The sequence below is a fragment of the Cupriavidus consociatus genome (genome assembly GCF_017814975.1).
GTDB lineage: Bacteria > Pseudomonadota > Gammaproteobacteria > Burkholderiales > Burkholderiaceae > Cupriavidus > Cupriavidus consociatus.
The window spans coordinates 1-23,523 of sequence record NZ_JAGIQA010000015.1; the positions used below are offsets into that span (position 1 = coordinate 1).

Annotated in this window: 14 protein-coding genes and 6 pseudogenes; 12 read left to right on the plus strand and 8 right to left on the minus strand. The window is 63.3% G+C overall.

Annotated features, from left to right (window positions below; translation table 11 throughout):
• Both J8I82_RS20490 and J8I82_RS20495 read right to left on the minus strand, forming a co-directional pair.
• Positions 1–353, minus strand: a 353-nt coding sequence (locus J8I82_RS20490; RefSeq protein ID WP_209760601.1) for a zinc ribbon domain-containing protein, incomplete at its 3' end; no start/stop codon positions are given.
• A 490-nt stretch (positions 354–843) separates the two neighbouring features.
• Positions 844–1,686 (minus strand): universal stress protein, encoded by an 843-nt coding sequence (locus J8I82_RS20495; protein ID WP_209760603.1) that lies wholly within the window; start codon positions 1,684–1,686, stop codon positions 844–846.
• 149 nt (positions 1,687–1,835) lie between these two features.
• On the opposite strand from J8I82_RS20495, the gene J8I82_RS39090 reads away from it, so the two are divergent.
• Complete coding sequence (locus J8I82_RS39090; protein ID WP_280907693.1) at positions 1,836–1,961, plus strand: hypothetical protein; 126 nt, start codon at positions 1,836–1,838, stop codon at positions 1,959–1,961.
• Positions 1,962–1,992: 31 nt separating this feature from the next.
• Positions 1,993–2,994, plus strand: coding sequence for a zinc-dependent alcohol dehydrogenase family protein (locus J8I82_RS20500; protein WP_209760605.1), 1,002 nt, complete (start codon positions 1,993–1,995; stop codon positions 2,992–2,994).
• Between the two features lie 57 nt (positions 2,995–3,051).
• Here J8I82_RS20500 and J8I82_RS20505 read toward each other — a convergent pair whose 3' ends face one another.
• On the minus strand, positions 3,052–3,990 hold the full coding sequence (locus tag J8I82_RS20505) for a LysR family transcriptional regulator (RefSeq protein ID WP_209760607.1): 939 nt from the start codon (positions 3,988–3,990) through the stop codon (positions 3,052–3,054).
• Positions 3,991–4,147: 157 nt separating this feature from the next.
• On the opposite strand from J8I82_RS20505, the gene J8I82_RS20510 reads away from it, so the two are divergent.
• Together J8I82_RS20510 and J8I82_RS20515 are read left to right on the plus strand one after the other, a co-directional pair.
• Entirely contained in the window at positions 4,148–5,152 is a 1,005-nt protein-coding gene (locus J8I82_RS20510) for a tripartite tricarboxylate transporter substrate binding protein (RefSeq protein ID WP_209760610.1), read from the plus strand.
• Positions 5,153–5,164: 12 nt separating this feature from the next.
• Positions 5,165–6,247: a maleylacetate reductase gene (locus J8I82_RS20515; RefSeq protein WP_209760612.1), complete on the plus strand. Its 1,083-nt coding sequence runs from the start codon at positions 5,165–5,167 to the stop codon at positions 6,245–6,247.
• 534 nt (positions 6,248–6,781) lie between these two features.
• On the opposite strand, the pseudogene J8I82_RS20520 reads toward J8I82_RS20515, so the two are convergent.
• Positions 6,782–7,452, minus strand: a pseudogene (locus J8I82_RS20520) (AMP-binding enzyme); the annotation flags it as partial.
• Between J8I82_RS20520 and J8I82_RS20525 the strand changes: the two are divergent.
• Both J8I82_RS20525 and J8I82_RS20530 read left to right on the plus strand, forming a co-directional pair.
• A pseudogene (locus J8I82_RS20525) lies at positions 7,437–7,790 on the plus strand (MFS transporter); the annotation flags it as partial. The pseudogenes J8I82_RS20520 and J8I82_RS20525 overlap by 16 nt on opposite strands.
• An 18-nt stretch (positions 7,791–7,808) precedes the next feature.
• Positions 7,809–8,510 carry an SDR family NAD(P)-dependent oxidoreductase gene (locus tag J8I82_RS20530; RefSeq protein ID WP_245179943.1) on the plus strand — a complete coding sequence of 234 codons (702 nt, stop codon included), beginning with the start codon at positions 7,809–7,811 and terminating at the stop codon, positions 8,508–8,510.
• Here the strand turns inward: J8I82_RS20530 and J8I82_RS38385 are convergent.
• A pseudogene (locus J8I82_RS38385) lies at positions 8,440–9,311 on the minus strand (LysR family transcriptional regulator). The gene J8I82_RS20530 and the pseudogene J8I82_RS38385 sit on opposite strands and share 71 nt — an antisense overlap.
• Before the next feature lie 125 nt (positions 9,312–9,436).
• Here J8I82_RS38385 and argH point away from each other — a divergent pair.
• Positions 9,437–10,942, plus strand: coding sequence for an argininosuccinate lyase (gene argH, locus J8I82_RS20540; RefSeq protein WP_209760614.1), 1,506 nt, complete (start codon positions 9,437–9,439; stop codon positions 10,940–10,942).
• 62 nt (positions 10,943–11,004) lie between these two features.
• Positions 11,005–11,973, plus strand: a pseudogene (locus J8I82_RS20545) (Bug family tripartite tricarboxylate transporter substrate binding protein).
• Positions 11,974–12,238: 265 nt separating this feature from the next.
• Here the strand turns inward: J8I82_RS20545 and J8I82_RS38395 are convergent.
• Positions 12,239–12,529, minus strand: coding sequence for a LysR substrate-binding domain-containing protein (locus tag J8I82_RS38395; protein ID WP_245179945.1), 291 nt, complete (start codon positions 12,527–12,529; stop codon positions 12,239–12,241).
• Positions 12,530–12,995: 466 nt separating this feature from the next.
• Here J8I82_RS38395 and J8I82_RS20555 point away from each other — a divergent pair, with 466 nt between their 5' ends.
• Positions 12,996–14,846, plus strand: coding sequence for a site-specific integrase (locus J8I82_RS20555; RefSeq protein ID WP_209760617.1), 1,851 nt, complete (start codon positions 12,996–12,998; stop codon positions 14,844–14,846).
• A gap of 2,332 nt (positions 14,847–17,178) precedes the next feature.
• Here J8I82_RS20555 and J8I82_RS20560 read toward each other — a convergent pair.
• Together J8I82_RS20560 and J8I82_RS20565 are read right to left on the minus strand one after the other, a co-directional pair.
• Complete coding sequence (locus tag J8I82_RS20560) at positions 17,179–18,150, minus strand: ParB/RepB/Spo0J family partition protein (RefSeq protein WP_209760619.1); 972 nt, start codon at positions 18,148–18,150, stop codon at positions 17,179–17,181.
• Positions 18,147–19,358, minus strand: coding sequence for a ParA family protein (locus J8I82_RS20565; RefSeq protein WP_029049096.1), 1,212 nt, complete (start codon positions 19,356–19,358; stop codon positions 18,147–18,149). The genes J8I82_RS20560 and J8I82_RS20565 overlap by 4 nt, the downstream gene beginning before the upstream one ends.
• Positions 19,359–20,523: 1,165 nt before the next feature.
• Here J8I82_RS20565 and J8I82_RS20570 point away from each other — a divergent pair.
• From J8I82_RS20570 to J8I82_RS20575, 3 genes and pseudogenes are all read left to right on the plus strand, one after another.
• A complete protein-coding gene (locus J8I82_RS20570; protein ID WP_209760621.1) occupies positions 20,524–21,924 on the plus strand; it encodes a replication initiation protein in 1,401 nt (466 codons plus the stop codon).
• A 475-nt stretch (positions 21,925–22,399) separates the two neighbouring features.
• A pseudogene (locus J8I82_RS39635) lies at positions 22,400–22,525 on the plus strand (DUF932 domain-containing protein); the annotation flags it as partial.
• A gap of 34 nt (positions 22,526–22,559) precedes the next feature.
• Positions 22,560–23,328 (plus strand): annotated as a pseudogene (locus tag J8I82_RS20575) (acetyltransferase domain-containing protein); the annotation flags it as partial.
• Positions 23,329–23,523: the final 195 nt, after the last annotated feature.

The following is a 23,523-nucleotide window of genomic DNA, read 5'->3' on the forward strand; positions in this document are numbered from 1 at the left end:
TCCTGGATCAACGCGGTGGAGCCGGCCATGTCGGCGAACAGCGCCGTGATGGTCTTGCGCTCGCCGGCCGCGTCCGCGCCCTTGGCTTCCATCGCGGCGCGCTCCGCCCGGATGCGCTCGGCCAGATGGGGCGGTGTGTAGAGAACCGGGGCCGGGACGGGCGGCGCCGGCGGCGGAATCTGCCGAGGCGCTGCCACCGTATCGGTCAACACCGCACCGCATGCACCGCAAAACCTGGCGGTAGCGCCAGACTCGTGGCCGCATTGCGGACAAAGCTGCGCAAGCCTTTGCCCACACGCCTCGCAGAACCTGGCGCCCGCAGGGTTCTCAAACTGGCAGTGGGTGCAGCGCATCTCTCCCTCGGACTGTCTGTTGGTCCCTACGCACTCATTCAAGGTCCAATCGATACCGGTGGCAAGGCCGTCACGGCCCCGGGGTTGCCGCCCACGTCGCATCAGCAACCGGGGGCAACGCGCGGCGACGGGGCCGTCACGCCGTCGCCCTCGGCATAGCGTAGCGAGACACCAGGCGCGCAGAAATGGGTACGCCGTCGCGATGCGACAAGGAAGTGCCGTTTTCAAGTCGTTAAAGTGAACAATCCGCGACCAGGCTGCTGCGCGCTGGTTACGTCACGCGGAGGAAATGGTGGGACGACGCGCACCTGCAAGCCAAAACGCCACCGCTCCACGCTGCGCCGTCATCATTCCCACTCAGACTTCGCGTGCCTCTACGGCGCTTTGACGGCTAAGCCGTAGTGCTGAGAAGCCGTTAGAGGCTAGCTCTGGAAACGGCTCGGTTATGTGGGCGACCCAGCGCTTCTGGCCGTGGGGGGGACGGCACGCTTCAGTGCGACATAAATATCGGAAGCGCTGACTGGCGCAGCAACGCACGCGTAGTTCCACCCAGCATTAGCTCCCTCAGCCGGGAACGGCCATAGCCACCGGCGATCAACAGGTCGGCCTGCATCCTGCCCGCAAGTTGCAACAAAACGTGGTCGGGGTCGCCCTCCCCGACAAGAAGATTGGCGTGAATGCCATGGCTGGCGAGCCACGCTGTCAACCGGTGCGCGCTTTCACGGTAGGCCTCACCCTCAATGGCAGCGCCATACTTGTCCGTGCTGACAATCAAAACGGACACAGCGCCGGCAAGTGCAAGCCATGGCAGTGCGTCAGCTACCGCCCGCGCGGCTTCCCGGCCGCCGTTCCATGCGATCGCGACTCGGCCACCGAAGTGCGGGCCGGATACGCCCGGGACCAGCAAAATGGGCCGCCCCGCATTGAGCATCGCATACTCGGCCACCCCCGCCAGCAAGGCCGGCACATCCGCATCCCCCGATGGCGGGCCGGGTAGGATGATGTCGGCGAAACGTCCCTCCTCGGCCAGGGCCCAGCCCGACTCACCGTCGACAACGACATGCCGGGTCGGTATGGCCGGCGACACCTGCCCGGTCAGCGTGTCGAGTGCTTCCTTGTGACGGACAACCAGGTTATGCAAATGACTCGCGGCAAGCGCGGCGTACTTCCCGGCTTCGTCGCCTGCACCGCGAAACGGTTCGAGGTGTGTTCCGGTTGCAGTTAGCCCGACCACTTTGCCGTCGAACTTTTCGGCAATCCGTGCCGCCGTTTCAATGCGTGCCGACCGGGCAGCATCTTCACTGAGGTCGACGAGAATGGTCTTGAAGTCCATGACGTGATTTTGGGGAATTGGCTGGCCGATACTGCCAGTCTAGGCGGCGGAACCACTCGGCAGTTGATCTGGATCACCCAGTACCTACACTTGGAACATCTTGACTCCGCCGGCACACAAAGGTGTGCAGGAGTACCTGGAATGCTGACATGACCGTTTTTGGAACCCATGGCCGGCGCGGTGTCACGCGAGTGCCGATGGGCAGCATGTCAGGAGGCGCCCTCGCGCAGACTACCAAGCTGGCGCTGTTGGGCCGCAGCGAGATCGAAAGCTGACCCCCGCTCGAGTCCCGACAAGGAGCGTGTCATGCCGCAGACCATGCGAGCATTGGTCTTCGAGGGCGCGGGGCGGCCTCTGCGCTTACTCCACGTACCGGTACCCGAACCGGGGCCGGGCAAGGTGCGCATTGCAGTTGCCGCTTGCGGCGTGTGCCGCACCGACCTCCATATCGTCGATGGCGATCTGCGCTACCCCAAGCCGGCCCTCATTCCGGGGCATGAGGTCGTTGGTACGGTCGAATCGTGCGGAAGCGGTGTCACTGCGATCAAGCAGGGCGACCGAGTTGGCGTACCATGGCTTGGCCATACTTGCGGCCAGTGCAGCTTCTGCCTCCGACAGCACGAGAATCTGTGCGACGCGCCGCAGTTTACCGGCTATACCCGCGATGGCGGCTATGCAGAGTACCTGGTCGCCGACAGTCGCTACTGCTTCAGCATTCCCGATGGCTATGGCAATGAGCATGCTGCACCACTGCTCTGTGCCGGCCTGATTGGCTACCGCACGCTACGTATGGCGGGCGACGCGCGCCGCATCGGCATCTATGGATTCGGCGCGGCGGCCCACCTGGTGACGCAGATCGCCGCGTCGCAGGGGCGGGAGATCTATGCTTTCACGCGCGCAGGAGACACGGGAGCCCAGGAACTGGCCCGCCGCACAGGTGCATGCTGGGCCGGTAGCAGCGACGCTGACGCACCGGAACTGCTGGATGCGGCGCTGATCTTCGCCCCCGTCGGTGCGCTGGTGCCGCGTGCGCTGGGAGCGGTAGGAAAGGGCGGTATCGTAGTGTGCGGCGGCATCCATATGAGCGACATCCCCGTCATGCCTTACTCGCTTCTATGGGAAGAGCGGCGCCTATGCTCCGTGGCCAACCTCACGCGTGCTGACGGCGACGCCCTCATGGAGATTGCAGCCCGCACGCCGCTGCAGATCCATACCACCGCCTACCCCATCGAACAGGCCAATGTGGCACTGGCGGACATGCGCGAGGGCAGACTGACCGGCGCCGCCGTCCTGATGATCCATGCCTGAGGTGGCCGAATTCCTTCAAGGTTTGGGATATCGCGCAAGCCGGCCCCCGGCCGCGTCTTACGCCAGCACGGCTTCCCCTGCCATCGCCTGTTGCCAGGTCGGCGGGCTGCCCATGCTGGATGTCAGGTGGGTGCAGAAGGCCTTCACTTTCGCGCTGGCATGCTGGGTGGCGCGCAGCAGGTAGATGCCGCCAGGCGCCTGCGGCAGCAGGCCGTCAAGCGTCAGCTCCACCAGCCTGCCCGCGCCGATATCCGGCCCGACCGACCAGTCGGGCATCAGCGCAATGCCGAGGCCCTGCAGCACCGACAGCCGCCGCGCATCGCAGTCGTCACACTCGAGCGCAAACGTCGCCTCGGCGGCGTGCGCAGGCGTCAGCAGCTCACGCCAGCCGCGCATGCTGGTGCTGTGGCCACGGTCGATCAGGCGATGCCTGCCGATCTCGTCGGCATGCGCCGGACGCCCATGCACGGCCAGATAGCCGGGCGTCGCGCAGATGATGTAGCGCTGGCTGGCGATGCAGCGGGCAACCAGCGAGCTGTCGGCCTGCTGGCCAACGCGGATCACGACATCGAACCGTTCGACCACGGGATCGACGATGCGCTCGGTCAGCGCCAGCTCCACCGTCAGCCGCGGATACTGGGCGTACAGCGCGCCCAGGTGCGGCACCACGTGCCGCCGGCCGAACGCGGGCAGGCATGCGACCCGGATCAGCCCGCTGACGCCCTGCTCCAGCGCCGTCACGGCATCGCGCGTATCGCTCAGTTCATGCAGGATGCGCGTGGCGCGCGCGAACAGCAGTTCGCCGGCATCGGTACGGACCAGCGCCCGGGTCGAGCGCGTGAACAGTGGCACCCCCAGCTCGCGCTCCAGCGTATCGATTTGCCGCGCCACCGAAGACGCGACCAGGCCGCGCTGGCGGGCTACCGCCGAAAAGCTGCCTGACTGGGCGACTTCGACGAAGATGGACAGGTTTTCCGCGAATCGGCTGAACTCCATTTTTGCAATCTCCGCAAAGGCGTTGCGCAGGCAAACCGGCTTCCCGCACGATGCGGGCCAGTCTAACATCCAGTGACCGATTCCGGTGCGCTGGCTTTTAGCAAATAAAGCAAAAGTGGAGCATGCCGGGCCCCATCACTGAGAGGAGCAGACCCCGATGGAGACTACCGCAGCAAAGACGATCCGGCGCTTCGCGCTGCCACGCCTGGCGGCAGCGGCGCTGGTCACGGTGACGGCCGTGTCGATGTCCCCCGCCATTGCCCGCGCCGAAACCTGGCCGGCCAAGCCGGTCACGCTGATCGTGCCCTATGCCGCCGGCGGCACCGTAGACAAGGTGGCGCGGCAGATCCAGGAGGGCCTGCGCAAGCGCCTGGCGCAGCCGGTGATGATCGACAACCGCGCCGGCGCGGGCGGCACCATCGGCACCGCACAGATCGCGCGCAGCGCGGCGGATGGCTACACCATCGGCATGGTGTTCGATGGCTTCGCCACCGAGTCGCATATCTACCCGAAACTGCCGTACGCCTCGCAAAAGGACCTGACCGGCGTCTCGTACATGGTCCGCTCGCCGATGGTGCTGGTCGTTCCCGCCAGCTCGCCGTACAAGACGCTGCAGGACTACGTCGCGGCCGCGAAGAAGCCGGATGCCGTGTCGTACGCGTCGGTCGGCGCCGGCAGTTCCAACCAGCTGGTGGCCGAACTGTTCCATGAGGCCGCGGGGACCAGCGGCACGCATACCCCGTACAAAGGCGGCGGCCCGGCCATCAACGACCTGCTGGGCGGCCATGTCGATTCGATGATCGCCAGCCTGCCGCTGGTGATGCCCTACGTGCAGGCCGGCAAGCTGCGCGCGCTGGCCGTGACAGCCGGCCAGCGCGACGCGCGCCTGCCGGGCGTGCCGGCAGTGGCGGAGTCCTACAAGGGCTTCGAGGCCTATTCGTGGGTGGCGATGATCGCGCCGGCGCGCACGCCGCCCAACGTCATTGCCAAGCTCGCCACCGAGGTCAATGCCACGCTGCGCGATCCGGCCATCGGCAAGGTACTGAGCGACGGCGGCTTCGATGTCATCGCCGGCGACAGTGCCCAGGCCAACAAGCTGATACGGGAAGAATCCGTCCGCTGGGGCCGGCTGATCAAGTCGCGTCATATCGTCATTGAATAGGTGCCTGGCATCATGCGACCCTTTATCTACCAGACCCACCCGCAGCGTATCGTGTTCCGTGCCGGCGCGCTCGCAACGCTCGGCGCCGAAGCCGACACCCTGCACGCACGCAAGCTGCTGGTGCTCTGCACCCCTCAGCAACGCGACCTGGCCGAGCGCGCCGCCGAGGTGCTGGGCGCGCGTTGCGCCGGCATCTTCGACGGCGCGGTCATGCACGTGCCGGTGGAGCAGGCGCGGCTGGCGCGGGCCCGCGCGTCGGAACTCGGCGCCGATGCCGTGGTGGCGATCGGCGGCGGCTCGACCATCGGGCTTGGCAAGGCCATCGCCCTCGAATCGGACTTGCCCATCGTTGCCGTCCCGACAACCTACGCCGGCTCGGAGATGACGCCGATCTATGGCCTGACGGAAGGCGGCCTGAAGCGTACCGGGCGCGATGCACGCGTGCTGCCGCGCACGGTGGTCTACGACCCCGACCTGACCCTCGGCCTGCCGGTGGCGATGAGCGTAACCAGCGGCATCAATGCCATTGCCCACGCCGCCGAAGGACTGTACGCGGGCGATCGGACGCCCGTCAGCGACTGGATGTGCCGGGAAGGCATCGCGGCGTTGGGGCGTGCGCTTCCAGTGATCGCGACAGCCGGGGGCGAGCGGGACAGCGCCGAACTGCGCGCGGCCAGGGGCGATGCGCTGTATGGCGCCTGGCTCTGCGGCGCCGTGCTGGGCAGCGCCACTGTTGGCCTGCATCACAAGCTGTGCCACACGCTTGGCGGCAGCTACAACCTGCCCCATGCCGAGACGCACACGATCGTGCTGCCGCACGCGCTGGCCTACAACGCGCCCGCGGCACCCCAGGCGATGGCGGCGATTGCCGCCGCGTTAGGCCGCCCTCACGCCAGCGGCCCGCAAGCAGTGTTCGACCTGGCTGCTTCTCTGGGTGCTGCCGTGGCGCTGCGCGATATTGGCATGCGCGAGGAGGATCTCGATCGCGCCTGCGAACTGGCGCTGCAGGCGCAGTATCCGAACCCGCGGCCGCTGGCCCACAGAGAAGTCCGGCAGCTATTGGATGACGCATTCCACGGGCAGCGGCCTGGCTGAGGGCGCCCTCGCGCGCCCTGGTCCAGCACCACCCCGACCTGGAATTCCAACCTACCGCACGGAGGGAGAGGAAGGCAACATCATGCCTTGCGGCGACCATGTCTCCTTGTTTTCCGGGACTATGGCATGACGCATCGCTCGGTCGACGCTCACGAAACAAAGGGAGCCACCGACTCCCTCTTCTCCCTAATTCGTTATTCTGGTTTCTGCAGGCGGCAGGTTACGTCTTCTTCGCGCACGTGGATCAATCTATCGTGTCCTGCCCCTCCAGCCCCTCCAATGCTGCGCATAGCTCGCTGGGGTTTTCGGAGGCGCTTGCGCCGCTGGGTTTTCCTGGGGCACTTCGTTACCCCACCACAACCAGTCAAAATTGCGACGCAGCCTGCCGTACCGCCTGGTAGATCCTGGGCTTCGCAAACAAAAGTGCTTTCATTGGTTGTCTCCTTTATTTATCAACCTATGACCCTTTTTGGCCGTCTACGGCGCGGACGATTTGCGCGTTGTCCGGTTCACAAGTGGAAGCACGCTCTCGGCTCACTCAAGCTCAGTGATAGCTTCGCGGCTTTTCGCAAGCTCCCTCAAACGGTACTTCTGGATCTTTCCAGTACCAGTCTTCGGCAACGGCCCATATATAACCCTGACCGGGCCTTGTAATGGGCCAGGCGATCGCGGCAGAATGCAATGATTTCATTTTCGGTTGGTGCCTCGACGCCGGGCTTCAGTTCGATGAAGGCACAGGGTGACTCCCCCCACTTCGGATGAGGCTGGGCTACCACGGCGGCAATCAATACCGCGGGGTGTTGGTGCAAGGCATCTTCAACCTCCACCGACGAGATGTTTTCCCCTCCCGATATGATCACGTCCTTGGATCGGTCCGTGATTTGAATATATCCATCGGGATGCATGACCGCGACGTCACCAGTGTGAAACCAGCCGCCACTAAATGCGGCTACGGTCGCCGGAGGGTTCTTCAGGTAGCCCTTCATCACGATATTGCCGCGTAGCAGTAGTTCGCCTTGCGTCTTGCCATCGCAAGGCACCGGTTCCATGGTGTCCGGATCGGCAACGCAGAGGCCTTCCAGCGCGGCGGCTCGATTGCCCTGGCGCGACATCAGCCGGGCCTTTTCTTCGCTTGGCTTGTCATCCCAGGCCGGATCTCGATACGAGCTGACCGGCGTTCCCGAGGCTTCTCTTTGCCCTCGTATTTGTCGTGGGCGCGTCGACCCTCGGTACACAGTTGCTGGCCTATGCATACGCGGGCGAGTTCTACCCCGGTTCCATTCGCTCGACGGGCGTCGGATTCGCCTCAGGGATCGGGCGACTGGGTGCCATCATAGCCCCGGTCTTCATCGGTGCTCTGGTGGGAATGAAGCTGCCATTGGAACAGAACTTCCTGGCCATCGGCGTCGCCGGTCTTGTCGGTACGCTCGCCGTCGTCCTGATTGACCATCGCAAGAGCGCCGCAGCACTGAACCAGCCAGACGAAATGGCCTCGCAAGCGCCGCTGGGGTCCGTACCCGCCGATCAACCGACCAACCACTGAAATCTAAGCTCGACCATCATGAAAATCTCCGGCAATGTATTTATCGTGACCGGTGGCGGATCCGGACTCGGCGCGGCCACAGGCAAGGCACTGGCACAGCAAGGCGCGACGGTCGTCATCGTCGATCTCGACGTCACAAAGGGGCAAGCCGTCGCTACGGAAACCGGTGGCGTCTTCTGGAAGACCGACGTTTCCGACGAGGCCAGCGTCAAGGAGATGTATGCCTTTGCCTCGGGACTGGGGAAACTGCGCGGGGCGGTGAATTGCGCCGGCATTGCACCCGCTGAGAAAGTCATCGGAAAGAGCGGTATCCACGCTCTGTCTTCGTTCATGCGAACGATGCAGATCAATGTGGGCGGCACCTTCAATCTGCTTCGCCTTGCGGCGGACATCATGGCAAGCCAGGAGCCGGTGGAGACCGGCGAGCGCGGTGTCATCATTAACACAGCATCAATCGCAGCCTTCGACGGCCAGATTGGACAAGCCGCCTATGCAGCCTCGAAAGGTGCGATCGTGTCGATGACGCTTCCGCTAGCCCGCGAGCTCGCATGGGAGCTTCCCTCAGGCAGGTGCTGTTTGGCCATTTCCGCTATGAAGTCACTATTTCCGCCAGTGCCGCACTCCTCCGGCCTCGCGCGCGGCCATCGGCTCACGACGCCACGCGCCGCAGGCACGCCAAAAACCACTGCGCCAGCGCCGGCACCGGTCGCTGCAGATTGAAAAGAATGTGGCTCTGGAACACGACTACCGGCTCGAACGGGATCGCCTTCACGCCGGCAGGTTTCAAGCTGCGCACCACCAGCGGGTTGACCACGCTTACGCCCAATCCCATGCCGACCATGGTGCAGATGGTAGCGGCGTAGGGTGTCTCCAGCGTCAGCACGCGGCGATCGTCCGCCGCGAATGCCGCGTCGACGGTAGTGCGGGTGCCGTCGCCGTGGGTCAGCGAGATAAAGGGCTCGCCGACGAGGTCGCTGGCATGGACACGCCGTTTGCGCGCCAGCCGGTGCGTGGCTGGCACGATGCACACACCGTCCTCGCGCCGCAGCAATTCGCTGCGTATGCCAGTAACTTCCGCCAGGTATGACACCAGGCCGATGTCGCAGAAGCGCGCAGCGGTCCATTTGGCCACGGTCGGCGAATCGTTGGTATGCACGGCGATCGGCACGTCCGGATAGCGCTCGCGGAACGCGAGGATTGCCTGGGGCATCACGCTCATGGCGATCGATGGCACGGTGCCGATGCGCAAGGTCCCCACGCCTGACTCACGGATGGAGCGTGCGGAGGCGCGCAGGCTGTCGAGCCCCACGAAGGAGCGCTCGACGTCAAGGAACAGTGCTTCGGCCTCGTCCGTCGGCACGAGCCGGTGGCCGACGCGCTCGAACGGAAGCCGGCCTCCCGTTCGAGCAGGCTGACCAGGCGGCTGATATTTGGCTGGGAGGTATGCAACTGCGCCGCCGCTTCCGTCATGGAGCGCGTCAGCATGACGGCGCGAAAGGCTTCGATCTGCTTGTAGTTCATGGCGTGAAAAGCGCTGGGGGCACGCCGAGCATATCAAATCCGTATAGATTTCCAAAAATTCCTGATTTGACGTTATATGACACGGATTTCCATACTGACTCCAACATTTCCGGAGATCGAACAGCATGGAATCCAAAGTCAGCCGCCGCCTGACCCAACCCACCGCCGCCGAAGTCTGCGAGCACATCTACCTGCCGCGCCTGATGCGCGAATTCGGCAGCGGCTTTCCCTATCTCACCGACATCAATCAGGCCCACCTGCTGATGCTGCACGGAAGCGGGCTGATCCCCGCCGACGTGGCTGCGTTGCTGGCGCGGGCATTGCTGCGCATTGAGGCCGAAGGCGCGCAGGCCGTGCCGCTGGACCCGGCCCGCGAGGACGCTTACTTCAACTACGAGGCCCACCTGATGCAGATTGCCGGTGCAGACGCCGGCGGACGCCTGCACGTCGCGCGCAGCCGCAACGACATCCTGGCCACGCATGACCGCCTGCGCGCGCGCGACCTGGCGCTCGACCTGCTGGAAGCGATACTGGCCGTGCGCGCTGTCGCGCTGGACAGGGCCGAGGCCTACGCCGAAGTGGTAATGCCCGGATATACGCACTTGCAGGCCGCGCAGCCAATCACCTATGGCTATTACTTGGCCGGAGTGGCCGAAGCACTCGGTCGCGATATCACGCGCATGCAACATGCGCTGGCAGCGCTCGACGCATGCCCGCTGGGCGCCGGCGCGCTGGCGGGCACGGCGTTTGCCATCGACCGGGAAGCGACCGCACGCTGGCTGGGATTCACCACCTTTGTGCCCAATTCGCTCGATGCGGTGGCGTCGCGCGACTTTGCCTGGGAGATGCTCTCGGCGATCACGATCGGCGCGGTAAGCTGGGGCCGCGTCGCGCAGGATCTCTATATCTGGGCGACGCCGGAGTTCGGCCTGATCGATTTCCCGGACAGCGTGGCGGGCACGTCCAGCATCATGCCGCAGAAAAAGAACCCGGTCGTGCTCGAATACCTGAAAGGCAAAGGCGGCCATATGCTGGGCCTGCTGACGGGCGCGCTGACCGCGCTCAAGGGCAGCCACTTTACCCATTCCGGCGATGGCAACCGCGAGAGTATGCGCGGCTTCTGGGAAGCCGGCGATGAATGCCTGCGCTGCCTGTCGCTGCTGCGCCTGGTGATCGACAGCGCGACGCCGCAACAGACCGGCATGCTGTCGCGCGCCAGTCGCGACTTCTCCACGGCCACGGACCTCGCCGATGCGCTGGTGCGGGACGCCGCGATGTCATTCCGGCAGGCGCACCACGTCGTGGGCGCCGTAGTGCGCGACGCGCTCGATCAACATCTGCCCGCGAGCGAGATCAGCGCCGCCATGGTCGATGCCGCCGCCGTGCGCGTGGCAGGCCGTCCCGCAGGCTTGGACGCGGCCGCAGTCGCGCGATGCCTGGACCCCAGGCAGGGAGTCGCGGCGCGCATTGCTGCCGGTGGTCCTGCGCCGGCACTGGTGCGCGCAAACGTCACCACGCAACGCGCCACGATTACGCAAGCGCAGCAAGCCCGCGATGCCACTCGCCGCCGCCTGGATACGGCCCGCGACGCGCTCAAGCGCTCGCTCGGACACCTCGCATCGCTTCACTGAGCAACGCCGCGCACCGCAGCCGGCATTGCCTATATCCTTTGTCCCACGGAGAACCTGCCCCCATGAAATCCCTCGCCAATGCCCTGGTTGCCACTTGCCTGACAGTCACGACAAGCCTTGCCCTGGCCGGCACCTATCCCGACAAGCCGATCCGCATGGTCGTGCCCTTTCCGCCAGGCGGCACCACCGACCTGCTCGGCCGGGTGCTCGCGACCCGGCTGTCCGAAACACTGGGACAGCAGGTTGTGGTCGACAATCGTCCGGGCGCCGGCGGCACCATCGGCTCCGACGTGGTGGCCAAGGCGCCGGCCGATGGCTACACGCTGTTGTTCGGCACAGTGGGCACACAATCCATCAACGCGTCGCTGTACAAAAAGCTGCCGTTCGATGCGCAGAAGGACTTCACGCCGGTCGCTCTGTTCGCCGGGGTCCCCAACATCCTGGTCGTCAATCCCAACGTACCGGCCAAGACTGTGCAGGACCTGATGACCTACGCCAGGAGCCATCCCGGCGCGCTCAATATGGGTTCGGCCGGCAATGGCACGACCAACCACCTGTCCGGCGAGCTGTTCAAGTCGATGGCAAAGGTGAAGATTGTCCACATGCCATATAAGGGCAGCGACCCGGCCATGGCCGACCTGCTCGCCAACTAGGTGCAGTTGATGTTCGACAATTTGCCCGGTTCACTGCCGCACGTGAAGGCCGGGCGCCTACGCGCCCTCGCCGTGACCAGCGCCACACGCTCGCCCGCACTGCCTGAGGTTCCGACCATGGCCGAGGCCGGCGTGACTGGCTACGAAGCCGATGTATGGTTCGGCGTGGTGGGCCCGCGCGACCTGCCGCCGGAAGTGGCCACACGCCTGTCGCAGGAAATCACGCGCATCGCGCAGGACAAGTCCATGCGCGACAAGCTGGTGCAGGCGGGAGCGTCGCCGCTGACGTCAACGCCGGACCAGTTCTCACTGCTGATCCGCAAGGATATGGAGAAGTGGGCCAAGCTGGTGAAGGAATCGGGGGCAACTATTGACTGAGTTGGGTGAGGGGATCTTCTTGCCCGCCGGCGTGATGCGTTGCGTCGACACCCTGCTCGCCACGCCTTCCCTTTCGGCCAGTGCCTCGCTGATCGAGGGCGCGCCGTCCATCGCGCCGTCGCCTTTGCCCGCCAGGCTGCGGGTCTAGCTCACCACAAAACCGCGACCGTGCTTGGCCAGGGCGTAGTCGCGCGTATGCGCGAAAAACGTCTTGGGCACTATGGACGGTGAACGCTGCGCCGAGAATAGCACCGAGGGACGGTCGTCAGCACCGGGTCGAGCGTGCGGAAGCAGACACCCCGCTTTTGTACTCAATCGCAGTGATCGGGTCGATCAGTGCTACCCATAGCCCCTCCTCCACGAACGCGCAGATGCTCCACGACATTTGCGTCTCCACCTGAACCTTGCATTCGATGCCGTAACAGACAAAGATGGCGTCGATCCGGCGCGAACCCAGCACACACGGCCGGGAGACAAAACACTCCCCCGCGAGGTCCTGCGGCACGATGACTTCCTTTCTGGCCTGCGGGTGCCTCAGTAGCAGCGCGCACACCATCCGTGTCGAGATCAGGCGCGCGCGTGCGCGGGTGGTTCATTGAAAAGATGGCGAAGGCCACGTCGTCAACTCAGGACATCATGTGACTCTTTCCCCGCTGGCTTGGTCGTTGGCTGCCTGACGGCGTGGCGATTACATTTTCCGGCCGCTATCTGAGCTCGGTGAGCTTACCTGATAACTGTTATTATCAGGTTTAATTTTTTCCATACTATATGGGGTTTCGCACACTTCACTTGGTGTTTTGGACTGCTGGGAGGGGTGCCGGGAACGGCGCTAGAGCGGACAGGAAGGAACGTCCAGCCGCGTAGAAAGAGGAATTTCAGCGCCGGACACAAGAAGTCTAGCGGGAAAATGCGCCGACTTCCAGTCTTGCCGGGCCACGTAGCCCTCACCTCCCGCTGGCCTGGCATGCATGGACAAATGTTATCAGGTAAGAAGCGACCACCCAAAAGCTCAAACCTTTGTTATGGCTCAACACAACCACGTCGCTGCCGATACCCCGCGTTACACCCGGGCCGACTTCACGGCCCTACGCTTTCGGCTCAATCGCATCCCGACCGCGGACATCCTGGTGCGCGTCTATGACGAAGACGCTTTGCTCGCCGTCGGCATCGAGACCTCGGCGCAGCTGGAAGCCAGACTCGACGCCATGCGCGACCATCTGGTCGAGCGAGTCTGCCTTAGCAATCCGTATCTTTCGGCGAGCCTGGCAGACGCCCGCCGTTTCAATCGCTGGCCTAAGACCGCCATTGACTATTTGGTGCGTGCCGCCGACCAGGATTTCTCCCAGCCGAAGCCTGATGATCCGGTGTCGGCATGGCTGCGTCCCATCGTATTCCAGGCATTGCGGCACGAGAACATCCTGACTGTCGCCCAGCTACATGCCTATATCGCACTGCGGGGCAGGCGCTGGTATTTGCCCGTGCCGCGGCTGGGTGCCGGCAAAGCCCGTGCGATCGAGCGCTGGCTGCAGGCCCATGCAGCCACGCTGGGCCCGCTCGTCATCGTCGACGACACGCCCCAGTCGGGATCGGTCGACCTGGGCGCCGATCTCGCGCGCAACCTGGTGCCACTGGAGCGGATACAGCGGATCGTGCCGACGCTCGACGGCAGCCAGGGCCGTAACCGGGCGCCGGGCTTCTGCCTGATTGCCGCGCGTCATGATTTGGAGGCGATCCAGGCCTACCTGTACCGGTTCCGTGACCGGGACAAAACCGCGCGCGCCTACCAGAAGGAGTTGGAGCGCTTCCTGCTCTGGTGCGTGAGCGTGCGCCGCACCGCGTTGTCCAGTGTCGGCGCCGACGATTGCGAGCACTACAAGGATTTCCTGGCGCAGCCAGATCCATCCTGGATGGGCCCCAAGGCGCCACGCACCTCGGCCCGCTGGCGCCCGTTTGCCGGCGCCCTCAAGCCGGAATCCCAGCGCTATGCGGTGCTGGTGCTGCGAGGCTTCTTTGCCTGGCTGGTGGGCGTGCGCTACTTGGGCGGCAACCCCTGGCTGCTGGTTCAGGACCCGTTGACGGCGCACCGGCAAGTGCCGATCGCAGTCGAGAAGGCCTTGCCCAGCCAACTGTGGGAGGCACTCATACGGCCCGAAGGTATCCTCGACCGGCTCTGCGCGAAATGGTCCTCGCCGCCACAGGCAGCGCCGCTGGCCGCGAAAGACGCCGATGCACCAGGTGCCCAATACCGTCTGGCGCGCGCGGCCGTGTTGCTGTTGGGGTGCAGTGGCGCGCGCCGCGAGGAGGCGGCCCGCGCGCTGCGATGCCATCTCCAGCCGGTACCGGAACAGGCCGGCATCCCCGCTGGCCTGTGGGAACTGGCCCTGCTCGGTAAGCGCAACAAGTCGCGCACCGTGTTCCTTCCCGCCCGAGTCATCGACGCCTTGCGCAAGCACTGGGCCGACCGCGGCCACGATTTCGAGAATCCAGATCAACCGTTAGCGCTGCTCTCGCCAGTGGTGGTGCCTTTGACGCGTACGGCCCAGGCAAAGCACCTTAGCCTGGAGGACGGCGCGCCCGTGCTGAATGGCAAGGGATTCTCACCGGATGGGCTCTATCAACTGCTGACGACGACGCTGCTGCGTATCGCCGACGACGCCACGCTTCCCCTGGCCGCGGCAGAGCGTGACCTGCTGCGCCATGCGGCGCCTCATGCGCTGCGGCATACCTTTGCCACCCATGCGGTGGCAAACGAGATGCCTGCGGACGTCCTCCAACGGCTATTGGGGCACGCCTCATTGCAAACGACCTCTCTGTATGTCCGCGCCGAACGGGCGCGCGGTCTCGCCGCGGTGTCGAAGCTCTTCTCCGGTTAGGGCGCCCCCGGCCAAAGCCTTCCGATTAGCGCTGAGGCTTCTGCCGTGTCCACCAATGTCTTGCGTGCGTTCGTTGCTGGCTGCGGCGTCCCGGAATGCAGCGCTGTTTCAGGCTAGCGTGGAGTTGACCCGCGCTACGTCAGGCACGAGGTCAGACCTGCTACGGAGCATCGGCAGGAATTTAGCGGCATGCGCACCGCGCTGGTTAGCCGAGCCGGAGCGCGGCTGTCCCGACTTGGGACAGCCGCCGCCTCCCAAGCCAAACAACGTGGGCACGTCATTGCCACAAGCGAAGGTTAGGCCCTGGAGGCGACCCGCTGGCAGAGATTCCGCGCCGAAGTGTCCCGACTTGGGACAGCGCAGCCCGAGACAGCGGCGGCGCACCGCGTATCGGGAAGCCCTTGTGTCGGTGTCCCAAGTCGGGACAGTCCCGGCTGCACCAGGACATCGGTCTGCCGGCGCGGCGGTGGATGGTGCGAAGCTCGCTCGTGGGACAGCGAGGGCCCGCGCTTTGGACAGGGAGTTGGACGTGGCTAAGCCGACCCAGGTCCCATGTTGGGGCAGCTGCTCCCGCGCGCCTAGGCGTGTCACCTTGCGGCGCGTCACACGTGGATCAGAGTGAGGGAATTTGCGGCAGGTGCACCGCGCTGGTTAGCCGAGCCGGGGCGCAGCTGTCCCAACTCGGGACAGCGCCGCCTCGCTAATCTAACAACGCCGGCACATCCCCCGGAGGCGACCCCCTGGCAGAGATTCCGCGCCGAAAGCGTCCCGACTTGGGACGGCGCAGTCCGGGACAGCGTCGGCACACCGCATATCGGGAAGGCCTTGTGCCAGTGTCCCAAGTCGGGACAGTCTCGGCTGTTCGCCTCGACCGTGGGACAGGCAGCTAAGCCGACCCAGATCCCAAGTTGGGGCAGGTGCTTCCGCGCGCCGCGGCGTGCATTGTGACCTGTCACTCGTTGCGCAGAAGGTGGCATCGATTGCCGGATCGCGAGACATCGCACGTCAGCCCCTTCTCGGCACAAGGCCGTCTGGTTCCTATGGCCTCGGCTGCCGCAAACGGGGACTGCCCAACCTTCGGAATCGCTCCGCGGGTACAGGATGGAACAACCACCGTCGAATTCTCTTCCCCAACAAGTGTCCCAAGTCGGGACAGGCTGGTTGCGGCACGCGGCAGGCCGCCGCTCGCGACGGTGCAGGCGCGACGCTGGCCTTCAACGCGCCCGGTCGTTGGCCTCGTTTAGGGCAAGGCTCGCCCGAAGTATTGGTGGTTGTAGTCCCAGTGATAGCAGCTGATCGGCCGACAGGCCGTCGCACGATTCAGCAGCACAGACATGGTCTCCTACCGGCGCGTTTCTCAGGGAGCGGAGTCCATTCGGACCGGTGCAGGCATGCCCGCGCGTTTCAGTTCAACCGCCACCCTGCGACGGCTGGAGGGACCGCAACGTGGATTGGCTCGCCGAGACTCGAACCTGATGTCCCGAGTTGGGACAGTCCCTTCAATGCCACGTTGGTGAACCGACAACCTTCGATCGGTGTATTTCGCGCCGGGTGACGCGGGGCTGGGGCACGACATGGGTTAGCCGCCGCATTGCACGAGTCTCGGCGTTCGTCGCCGGCGCTTCGCGCTATTAAAGGACACCGAGGCGCTCCGCAATATAGCTTGCGGCAGCGCGGCTGATACGATGGCAGTGTCCCAAGTCGGGACAGTTTCCCCACTTTCGCTCGCAGCACACTCGGTCCGCCTGGCGACAGGTTGCCCGGTTGGGCTGGACCGCTTGCGTCTCACCGCTTGCGCGATTGGCGGCGTTTCAGCATGCCGCTGGCCCGAGCTCCATCAGCGTCCGGCAGTGGGCCATTCGGATGCAGGCGTGCGTCCGTCGTTGCCGCGACGAGCGATCGAATGCCACAGCCATACTGTGGGCAGGTGTCCCAACTCGGGACAGTCTCGCGCTCTGGCGTTCCGGCCACTGTGCGGTGGTCAAGGCCACCACCCATGGTGCCACCGCTCGCCTGCGCAGGGTCTCGCCGAGGCGGCGCTTCGGAAGCGCCGACTGTCCCAACTCGGGACAGATGCCCGGAGCGCTCGCACCCAGCTCCCTCGCACCTTCTGAAACGTCCGTACTGCAAAGCGCCCGACTGATCTGCAAGTTTCCCAGGGGCATGTGGTCAGTGTCCCAACCCGGGACAGCAGCCCAATCCCCAAGGGCCTAATCACTGCTGGGGAAACGAAGCCTGCCTGATACGGCGGCACCAGATGCTAGCGGGCTCGCCGTTAGCGGCCAAACAAAAAGCCCGCCATGTGGCGGGCCTTTTGTCGAGTCGCCTCAGATTACTTCGGCTGGTGGTGGAACGTCTCGCTGATCAGCTGGCGGATCTGGGTCTCCAGCGCCTCGCTCAGTGCACCGAACTTGATCTTAACCGTGAAGCCATTGGCATCCTTGGTAATCGAGCCGGCGTGCTCCTTGCCGGCAAAGAACTTGTCGATGCTTCGCTCGCTCGCGGAATTGGGGGCTTCAACCCGACGGGTTGCCAGCGCTTTGATTGCCCCAGCCACTTTACCCTGGTCCATCTTGCCAGCCGCCACCAGCGGCCAGATTTCCTTCGCCGCTGCATCGCCCGCCTCGCCATACTTGCGGATGGTCATCACGATCGCTTCGGCGGCCGTCCCGCCGAGCAGGGTAGGCTGAAGGTCCAGATCCCGGATCACATAGTCGGGGAGTTGCGCGAAGCTCAGGAATCGGTAGAGACCACTCCTGGACAGCCCAAGGGCCTCGGCCAGTCGTGAACGGGATGGGAACTCCTTCTCGGTCTGACGAATGGAAAGCGCAATTTCATAGTCGGAGAGATCATCACGGCTGACGTTCTCTACGAGGGCCAGCACCGCCATATCGGCGTCAGACGGATCGGCGACCACCGCTTTGATGGTATCGGCACCCAGCATCTTGTGGGCGCGCCACCTGCGCTCACCTGCCACGATCTGATAGCCCGCTTCGGCGCGGCGCACCACGATGGGTTGCATCAACCCCACCTCACGGATGGATTCAGCAAGGTCCGAGAGTTTGGAATCGTTGAAGACGCGCCGAGGCTGCCAAGGGTTCGGCATGATGTCAGCGACAGCCAGTTGCGATGTAACCCCTGCGGCCTCGAGCTCCTTCACACGCAGCTGTGCCACGGCCAGGGCCCCAGCCAGGCCAGGTGCCGTCTGCGTACGGTCGTTACGCTTGATCTCGTCCTGCTGAATTGCCGATGTCTTCCGGATACCAGCCGTCTTCGCCAACAGCTGTTCTCGCATATTGCTCATTGCGCGCTCCTCCATTTTTCTGCGTAGATTTCATCCAACCATCGGCAATAGTCCACAATCGGCTGGCGCACCCGCTGCAGCGATTTTGCTGCGCTATGGGTACTACTCACGTCGAATACGGTTGAGAACGCCAAGGCCCCCGTGCTCATCACAGAACTGGCGGGCACCTCGATTGAATGCAGCCAGCTTTCATAGGCGCTTTGCGCCCACGCCCGAACAATTGGTGCGGAGGACGTACGCCCATAATCGACCCGCGACAGCAGCAACGACACAAAGTCGTACTTCTTGTCCGCTTCGTATTTGATGAAGCTCTTGGAGACATCCGAGAACAGACGCCAGAACGACAGGGAGCTGATGAAGTCCAGGTTCTCCGGGACCATCGGCATAACCATCGCGTCCGCCGCCAACAGGGCATTCAGGTTCATATAGGAAAGCGACGGCGACGTGTCCATGAGGATGTAGTCATAGTGCTTCCGTAACGGCTCCAGGCCCTCCCTGAGGACGGTCCAGAAGCGGAAGCCCGGCTTGACCTTCTGCATGGCAGGCAAATGGAACTCCGCGCCGATCAATTCCGTGTGCGCGGGAATCAGATCCAGGCCGTCCCAGTAGGTCGATTGCACCTGGCCCAGCAAGCCGCCCTCGATCTGCTGATCGTAGATATACGGCAAGACGGAATCTTCCGGCGAGACGTCTTTCTCGGCGTACAGCCCACATAGCTCGGACAGCGACGCCTGTGGATCCAGGTCCACCACCAGCACTTTCCTGCCGCGCAGCGTCAGTCCCTGGGCGAGGCACATCGTTGTCGTAGTCTTGGCCGACCCGCCCTTTAGCTGCGCCGTGATGATGATTTTCCCCTCGGGCTCGCGCGTACCGGTGACTAGCGGTGTCTGATAAATATCCGAGACTTTCTGCACCCACGTGCGAGCCTCCTCCAAGGTGAAGGTCCGGGTACGTCCGGTCCCCGCCGCCGTGCCGGGCGGCAATTCGCCATCGCCCTTGGTGGCAAGGTATTGCACCTGGGAATGCGAGATGTTGCACATCTCGGCGATCTCCCCGGTCTTGAATACCGGCGCCGTCTTTCTGGGGCGCGGCGCTAGAATCGTTTCGCGAAGTTCATCCGTAAAAATGGTGACCTTTTCCGCGAACTGGGATATCTGCTCAAGCGGGACAGTTCGGTCGACTGCAGGAAGTTGGCTCGTTTTCACCATTCTGAGGTTTTTCCACAAAATTCTGGAAAGCTCAGAATACAGGAAACGCTTGAGTAATGCCTCATAAACTGTTGTTTTTGAAGCCAACTTTTCTAAAAAAGCGTTCGTTTTGCTCAAAATTTAGCCAAATCAAGGGCGCCTAGCCCTGCACAACCAGATGCGGCAGGTTTCCCATGGGCAGTCTCTGCGCATGCCGGCCCGGAAACCGAGCACAAATGACCTCACCATGCCGGACCCAAGCCAGCGCCAGGGTCGCGGATTACCTGGATGCTGAAAGCCTACTTCTCGGATTCTGCACAATTGACCTCACCTTCCACGCGACTCTGGGGAGTTTCGGGGCGTCGGAGTCCGCCAACATCCGCCTGGTACCCGATGGCTCAGGCGCTGATTTAGCGCGGAAACGGTAAAGGTGAGGTTCATTGTGCGCGGTGTGTGCGGGCAGTCTTTCGCACCGCACAATGAACCTCACCTTGCGCGGAAACCTTCAGAAGCGACTTGCACAACCAACCTCACCTTTGGTGCAGCACAAAAAACCTCACCATGGGATGGGCTACACCCATGAAATCGCCAGCAGCGGCCGCGTTGCCGAAGCATTGGGCAAGTGGTCTGCCCAATCCGCAGTATGGACGGGTGGGCGAACCGGGACGCCTGCTGTGTTTGCTGTGTTCGCCGAGCGTCAGCATCGTGCGCGAGCGAGTGAGTGTGCTTTGTGCCGGTTTGTTCGGTTTTTTTTGAAGTAAACCCACCGACAAACAAACGGAAGAAGCCAAATCCATTGCAGATCAGACACTTAATGTCGGCAAAGTGAGGTGCAATGTGCCAAAGGTGAGGTGTGTTGTGCCGCAACCGTGCGGTTTGTTGTGCGACCAAGGTGAGGCCCATTGTTCCTCAAGGTGAGAGTTCTTGTGCCGAGCCAACAAAGGTGAGGTACGTTGTGCGGGCCCTGTGGATATCCCCGCCGGGCATCGGCTGGACGCCACGGCAGCCGCTGTTCGCCTTGCGCAACGGTGAGGTCCATTGTGCGTAGGGTGAGGTTCGTTGTGCGGGCACAAAAGGCGCAAGGTCAGAACCCTCCTACCGGGTCTCTATGGTGAGGTTCATTGTGTTGAGAACCTCACCATCACGTGCTAGAGTCACCCCAGCCTAAAAGAGGGGAACCAAAAGTATGGCGGCCGAGAACCCGGTGGAGATCAGAGCGAGGACCACGCCTCGGCAAATGGCGCTCGCATTGTTCGAAGACATGTTCGACCTCGGCATGTCCGTCAACGAGGCGAACCGCGAAATCGGCTATCAGCGCAATAACTTCTTCACGGAAATCGTGAACATGGGACTGGCGGCGCGGCGGTTCCTCGATGCCGCCTACTTCATCGTCGCCCAAGAGCCGGAAGTCCCCGATCAGTATGACGTTGAGCTGAATTACTTTAAATGGCTCATGCGGTACGACAGCCGCAACCTAAAGCATCTGCGCACGATCGCCGACGAAGCCCAGAACGCGAAAATCCGCGTTACCAACACGCCCTCGGACCGTGAGCCGGCGGAGGATGACATCTGGGTACAAGTTCAGTTGATCGGCATGGTGGCGATGCACCGTGGGCGTATCCGTTTCGATGTGCACCACAGCCTCATCCCACATATTCGGGACCCGCGCAAGTCGCACTGGCTGAGCCTGCGTATCTCGACCGCGTTTACTCGTAGCCTGGCGCGCGCCATCTACGACAAGGTATTACCCAGCGTGCCGGCAGGGCGCACAGACTGGATCAAGCTTGACGAGATGCGGACCTGGCCCGGCAAGATGGGCGCAAACGCCAGCATCTTCAAATACTTCAAGCGCGACTGGCTCGAGCCGGCAGTCCGCGAAATTAATGAGATCTCGGACATCGAACTGTCCTACGAAACCAGGACGGAATCTACCTCGTCGAAGAAGGTGGACCGGATCCGCTTCCAGCTGCAGCGCAAGGACACGGCGGACGCAGTGATGGCGAGCCTGTCTGACGCGAGCCAAATCTACAAGATCCTGAAAGACGAGTTCAACCTGTCGACACGCCAGTTCACCGAGATCTCTGAGAACCGGGAAACATGGAATGATGACCGTATTCTGCAAGCCATCGAGTACACGCGGTTCAAGCTTAATCGGGGCCAGGTGAAGAAGAGTCCGTCCGGCTATCTGATGAAGGCGTTGCGCGATAACTGGCGCATGTCCGAAGCTGAACGGACCATGGTTCAGGTTCAGACCAAGCTACTGACAGAGGAAACGGAGCAGGAAGCCCTCAAGGCAGCCGTAAAGACATCTGTGGAGCGTAGCGTTGCTTCGCGAGAGGACGAAACGCGCGCGCGCATGAATGATGAATCTCGCCAAGGGCGCGAGCATTTCACGGCATCTGATGCCAAAGCTCGCCGCGAGCATGTTCGGGCCTGGCTTGCGTCGAGGGAAGGCAAGCTCGTGCTGCGGCGGATGAAGCTGGAGGCGCCGTCCATCACCGAGGAAATCATTCTGACAACGCCTGATCTGTCCTGGTACCTGGGACAGTTTGTGTTTGGCCGAATCAAGGCCCAGGTCGCGCAATGACCTGGGTCGCATAGTTCGCGTATTCACGCCGGCACGTTCAAGGGCCGTTGGCCACGCTTCTGTACGTCCTTCTCTCGCTGCGGCCTAAAAGCGGAAGTAATCGTCATCCATAACGAACCGCTCAAGCGGCGCCTTCGCGGAACACCGCTTGCCGTGCCGATATGGGCTTCTGTCCCGCATCAACCTGCGAATATCCTCAATGGTCGCGTGTGCCACTACCGACGACCGCGGTCACGCTTGAACCCGGTTGGGCTATGGCAGGAGCCAGGCTGCTACTCTGTCCATCTCGACAAGCCAGGCACGCGCGTTGTCGTGCCCCAACGAACTTCGGCGACCGTCGTCGTCAGTAGCGGGCTCATCGACGACCATGGGCACGTTTGGAAGATCCGAGCAAATCTGCCTGCCTGGATATCGGTATCCTATCTTGGCCGCTGACAGAGATCGATCCGCATCCCGCTTCGCTTCAAAATTCCCAATGCTGCGTTCGGAATATCCCTTGTCCGATGACCAAATCAGCAGCGTGGCGCCATCCATTTTCGCGGACACGCCGCACGAAAGCCGCTCGCAGCGGTACAGCTACATCCCCACCGCGACAGTGCTGCAGAAATGCAATACCTCACTATTGATAGGCGAGAATCGTTAGCATTGTGATTTTGCGTTGGAGACCCAATGTCATGCCCCGCCGGGCGCTGATTGTGCTGGGCCTTATGCTCGTGGCGGGGCACAACCTGCTTGATAGCTGCACTTCCCCGCGGGCCATGCGCTGCACGTGCCCTGGGCCATCCTGCACGACCGGGGCTGGATCGAGGTGGCCGATGCGCTGCGTCTGCGCACCTCGTATCTGCTGCTTCCCTGGATCGGGTGATCGCGCTGGGCTACGCGGCGGGGCCATGGTTCGTGGCCGGGGCCGATGCGACGCACCAGCGGCGGCCGCTTAGCTGGGGGCTGGCGCTGCTCGCAGGTTTCTTGCTGCTACGTGCCCTCAACTTCTATGGCGACAAGCCATGGGTGGCGGGCGATACGGCGCTCGCCACTGTCATGAGCTTTGTCAACGTCATCAAGTACCCGCCATCGCTGCTTTTCGTCGCGCTCACGATGGGCGTGGGGCTGCTCGTGCTGGGCGCTTTCGAACGCTGGCCGCATGCGCGCTGGCTCGCCCCGCTGGCCGTTTTTGGCGCGGCGCCGATGTTCTTTTACGTGCTGCATCACTACGTGATCAGGTTCCTGTACCTCGATGCCGAGGTCCGGTGGGGATTGAACCATGGCAAGTACTTTGGCTTTGACACGGTCTGGATGGTATGGGCCTGCGCCATCGCGCTCGCGTTCGCGTTGTACCCGGCCGTGAAGGCCTTTGCCGGCTTGAAGGCGCGCCGCCGCGACATCGCTTGGCTCAAGTACCTGTGACGGCGGTAATCAGAGGTTGGCAGCACACCATGCGTCCGGCGATATGCGCACCCCCACATCGATTCGGTCCTTTCTCTTTCGGCGGCTGGCCAGGCTGCGTGACCGCAGCATGGGCGGCCACGTGAGAGGCAAGGTGATTGTGGATATGGCCGTTCAGACGAGGCCTACGTGCCAAAGCGAACGGCCGGCGAAAGG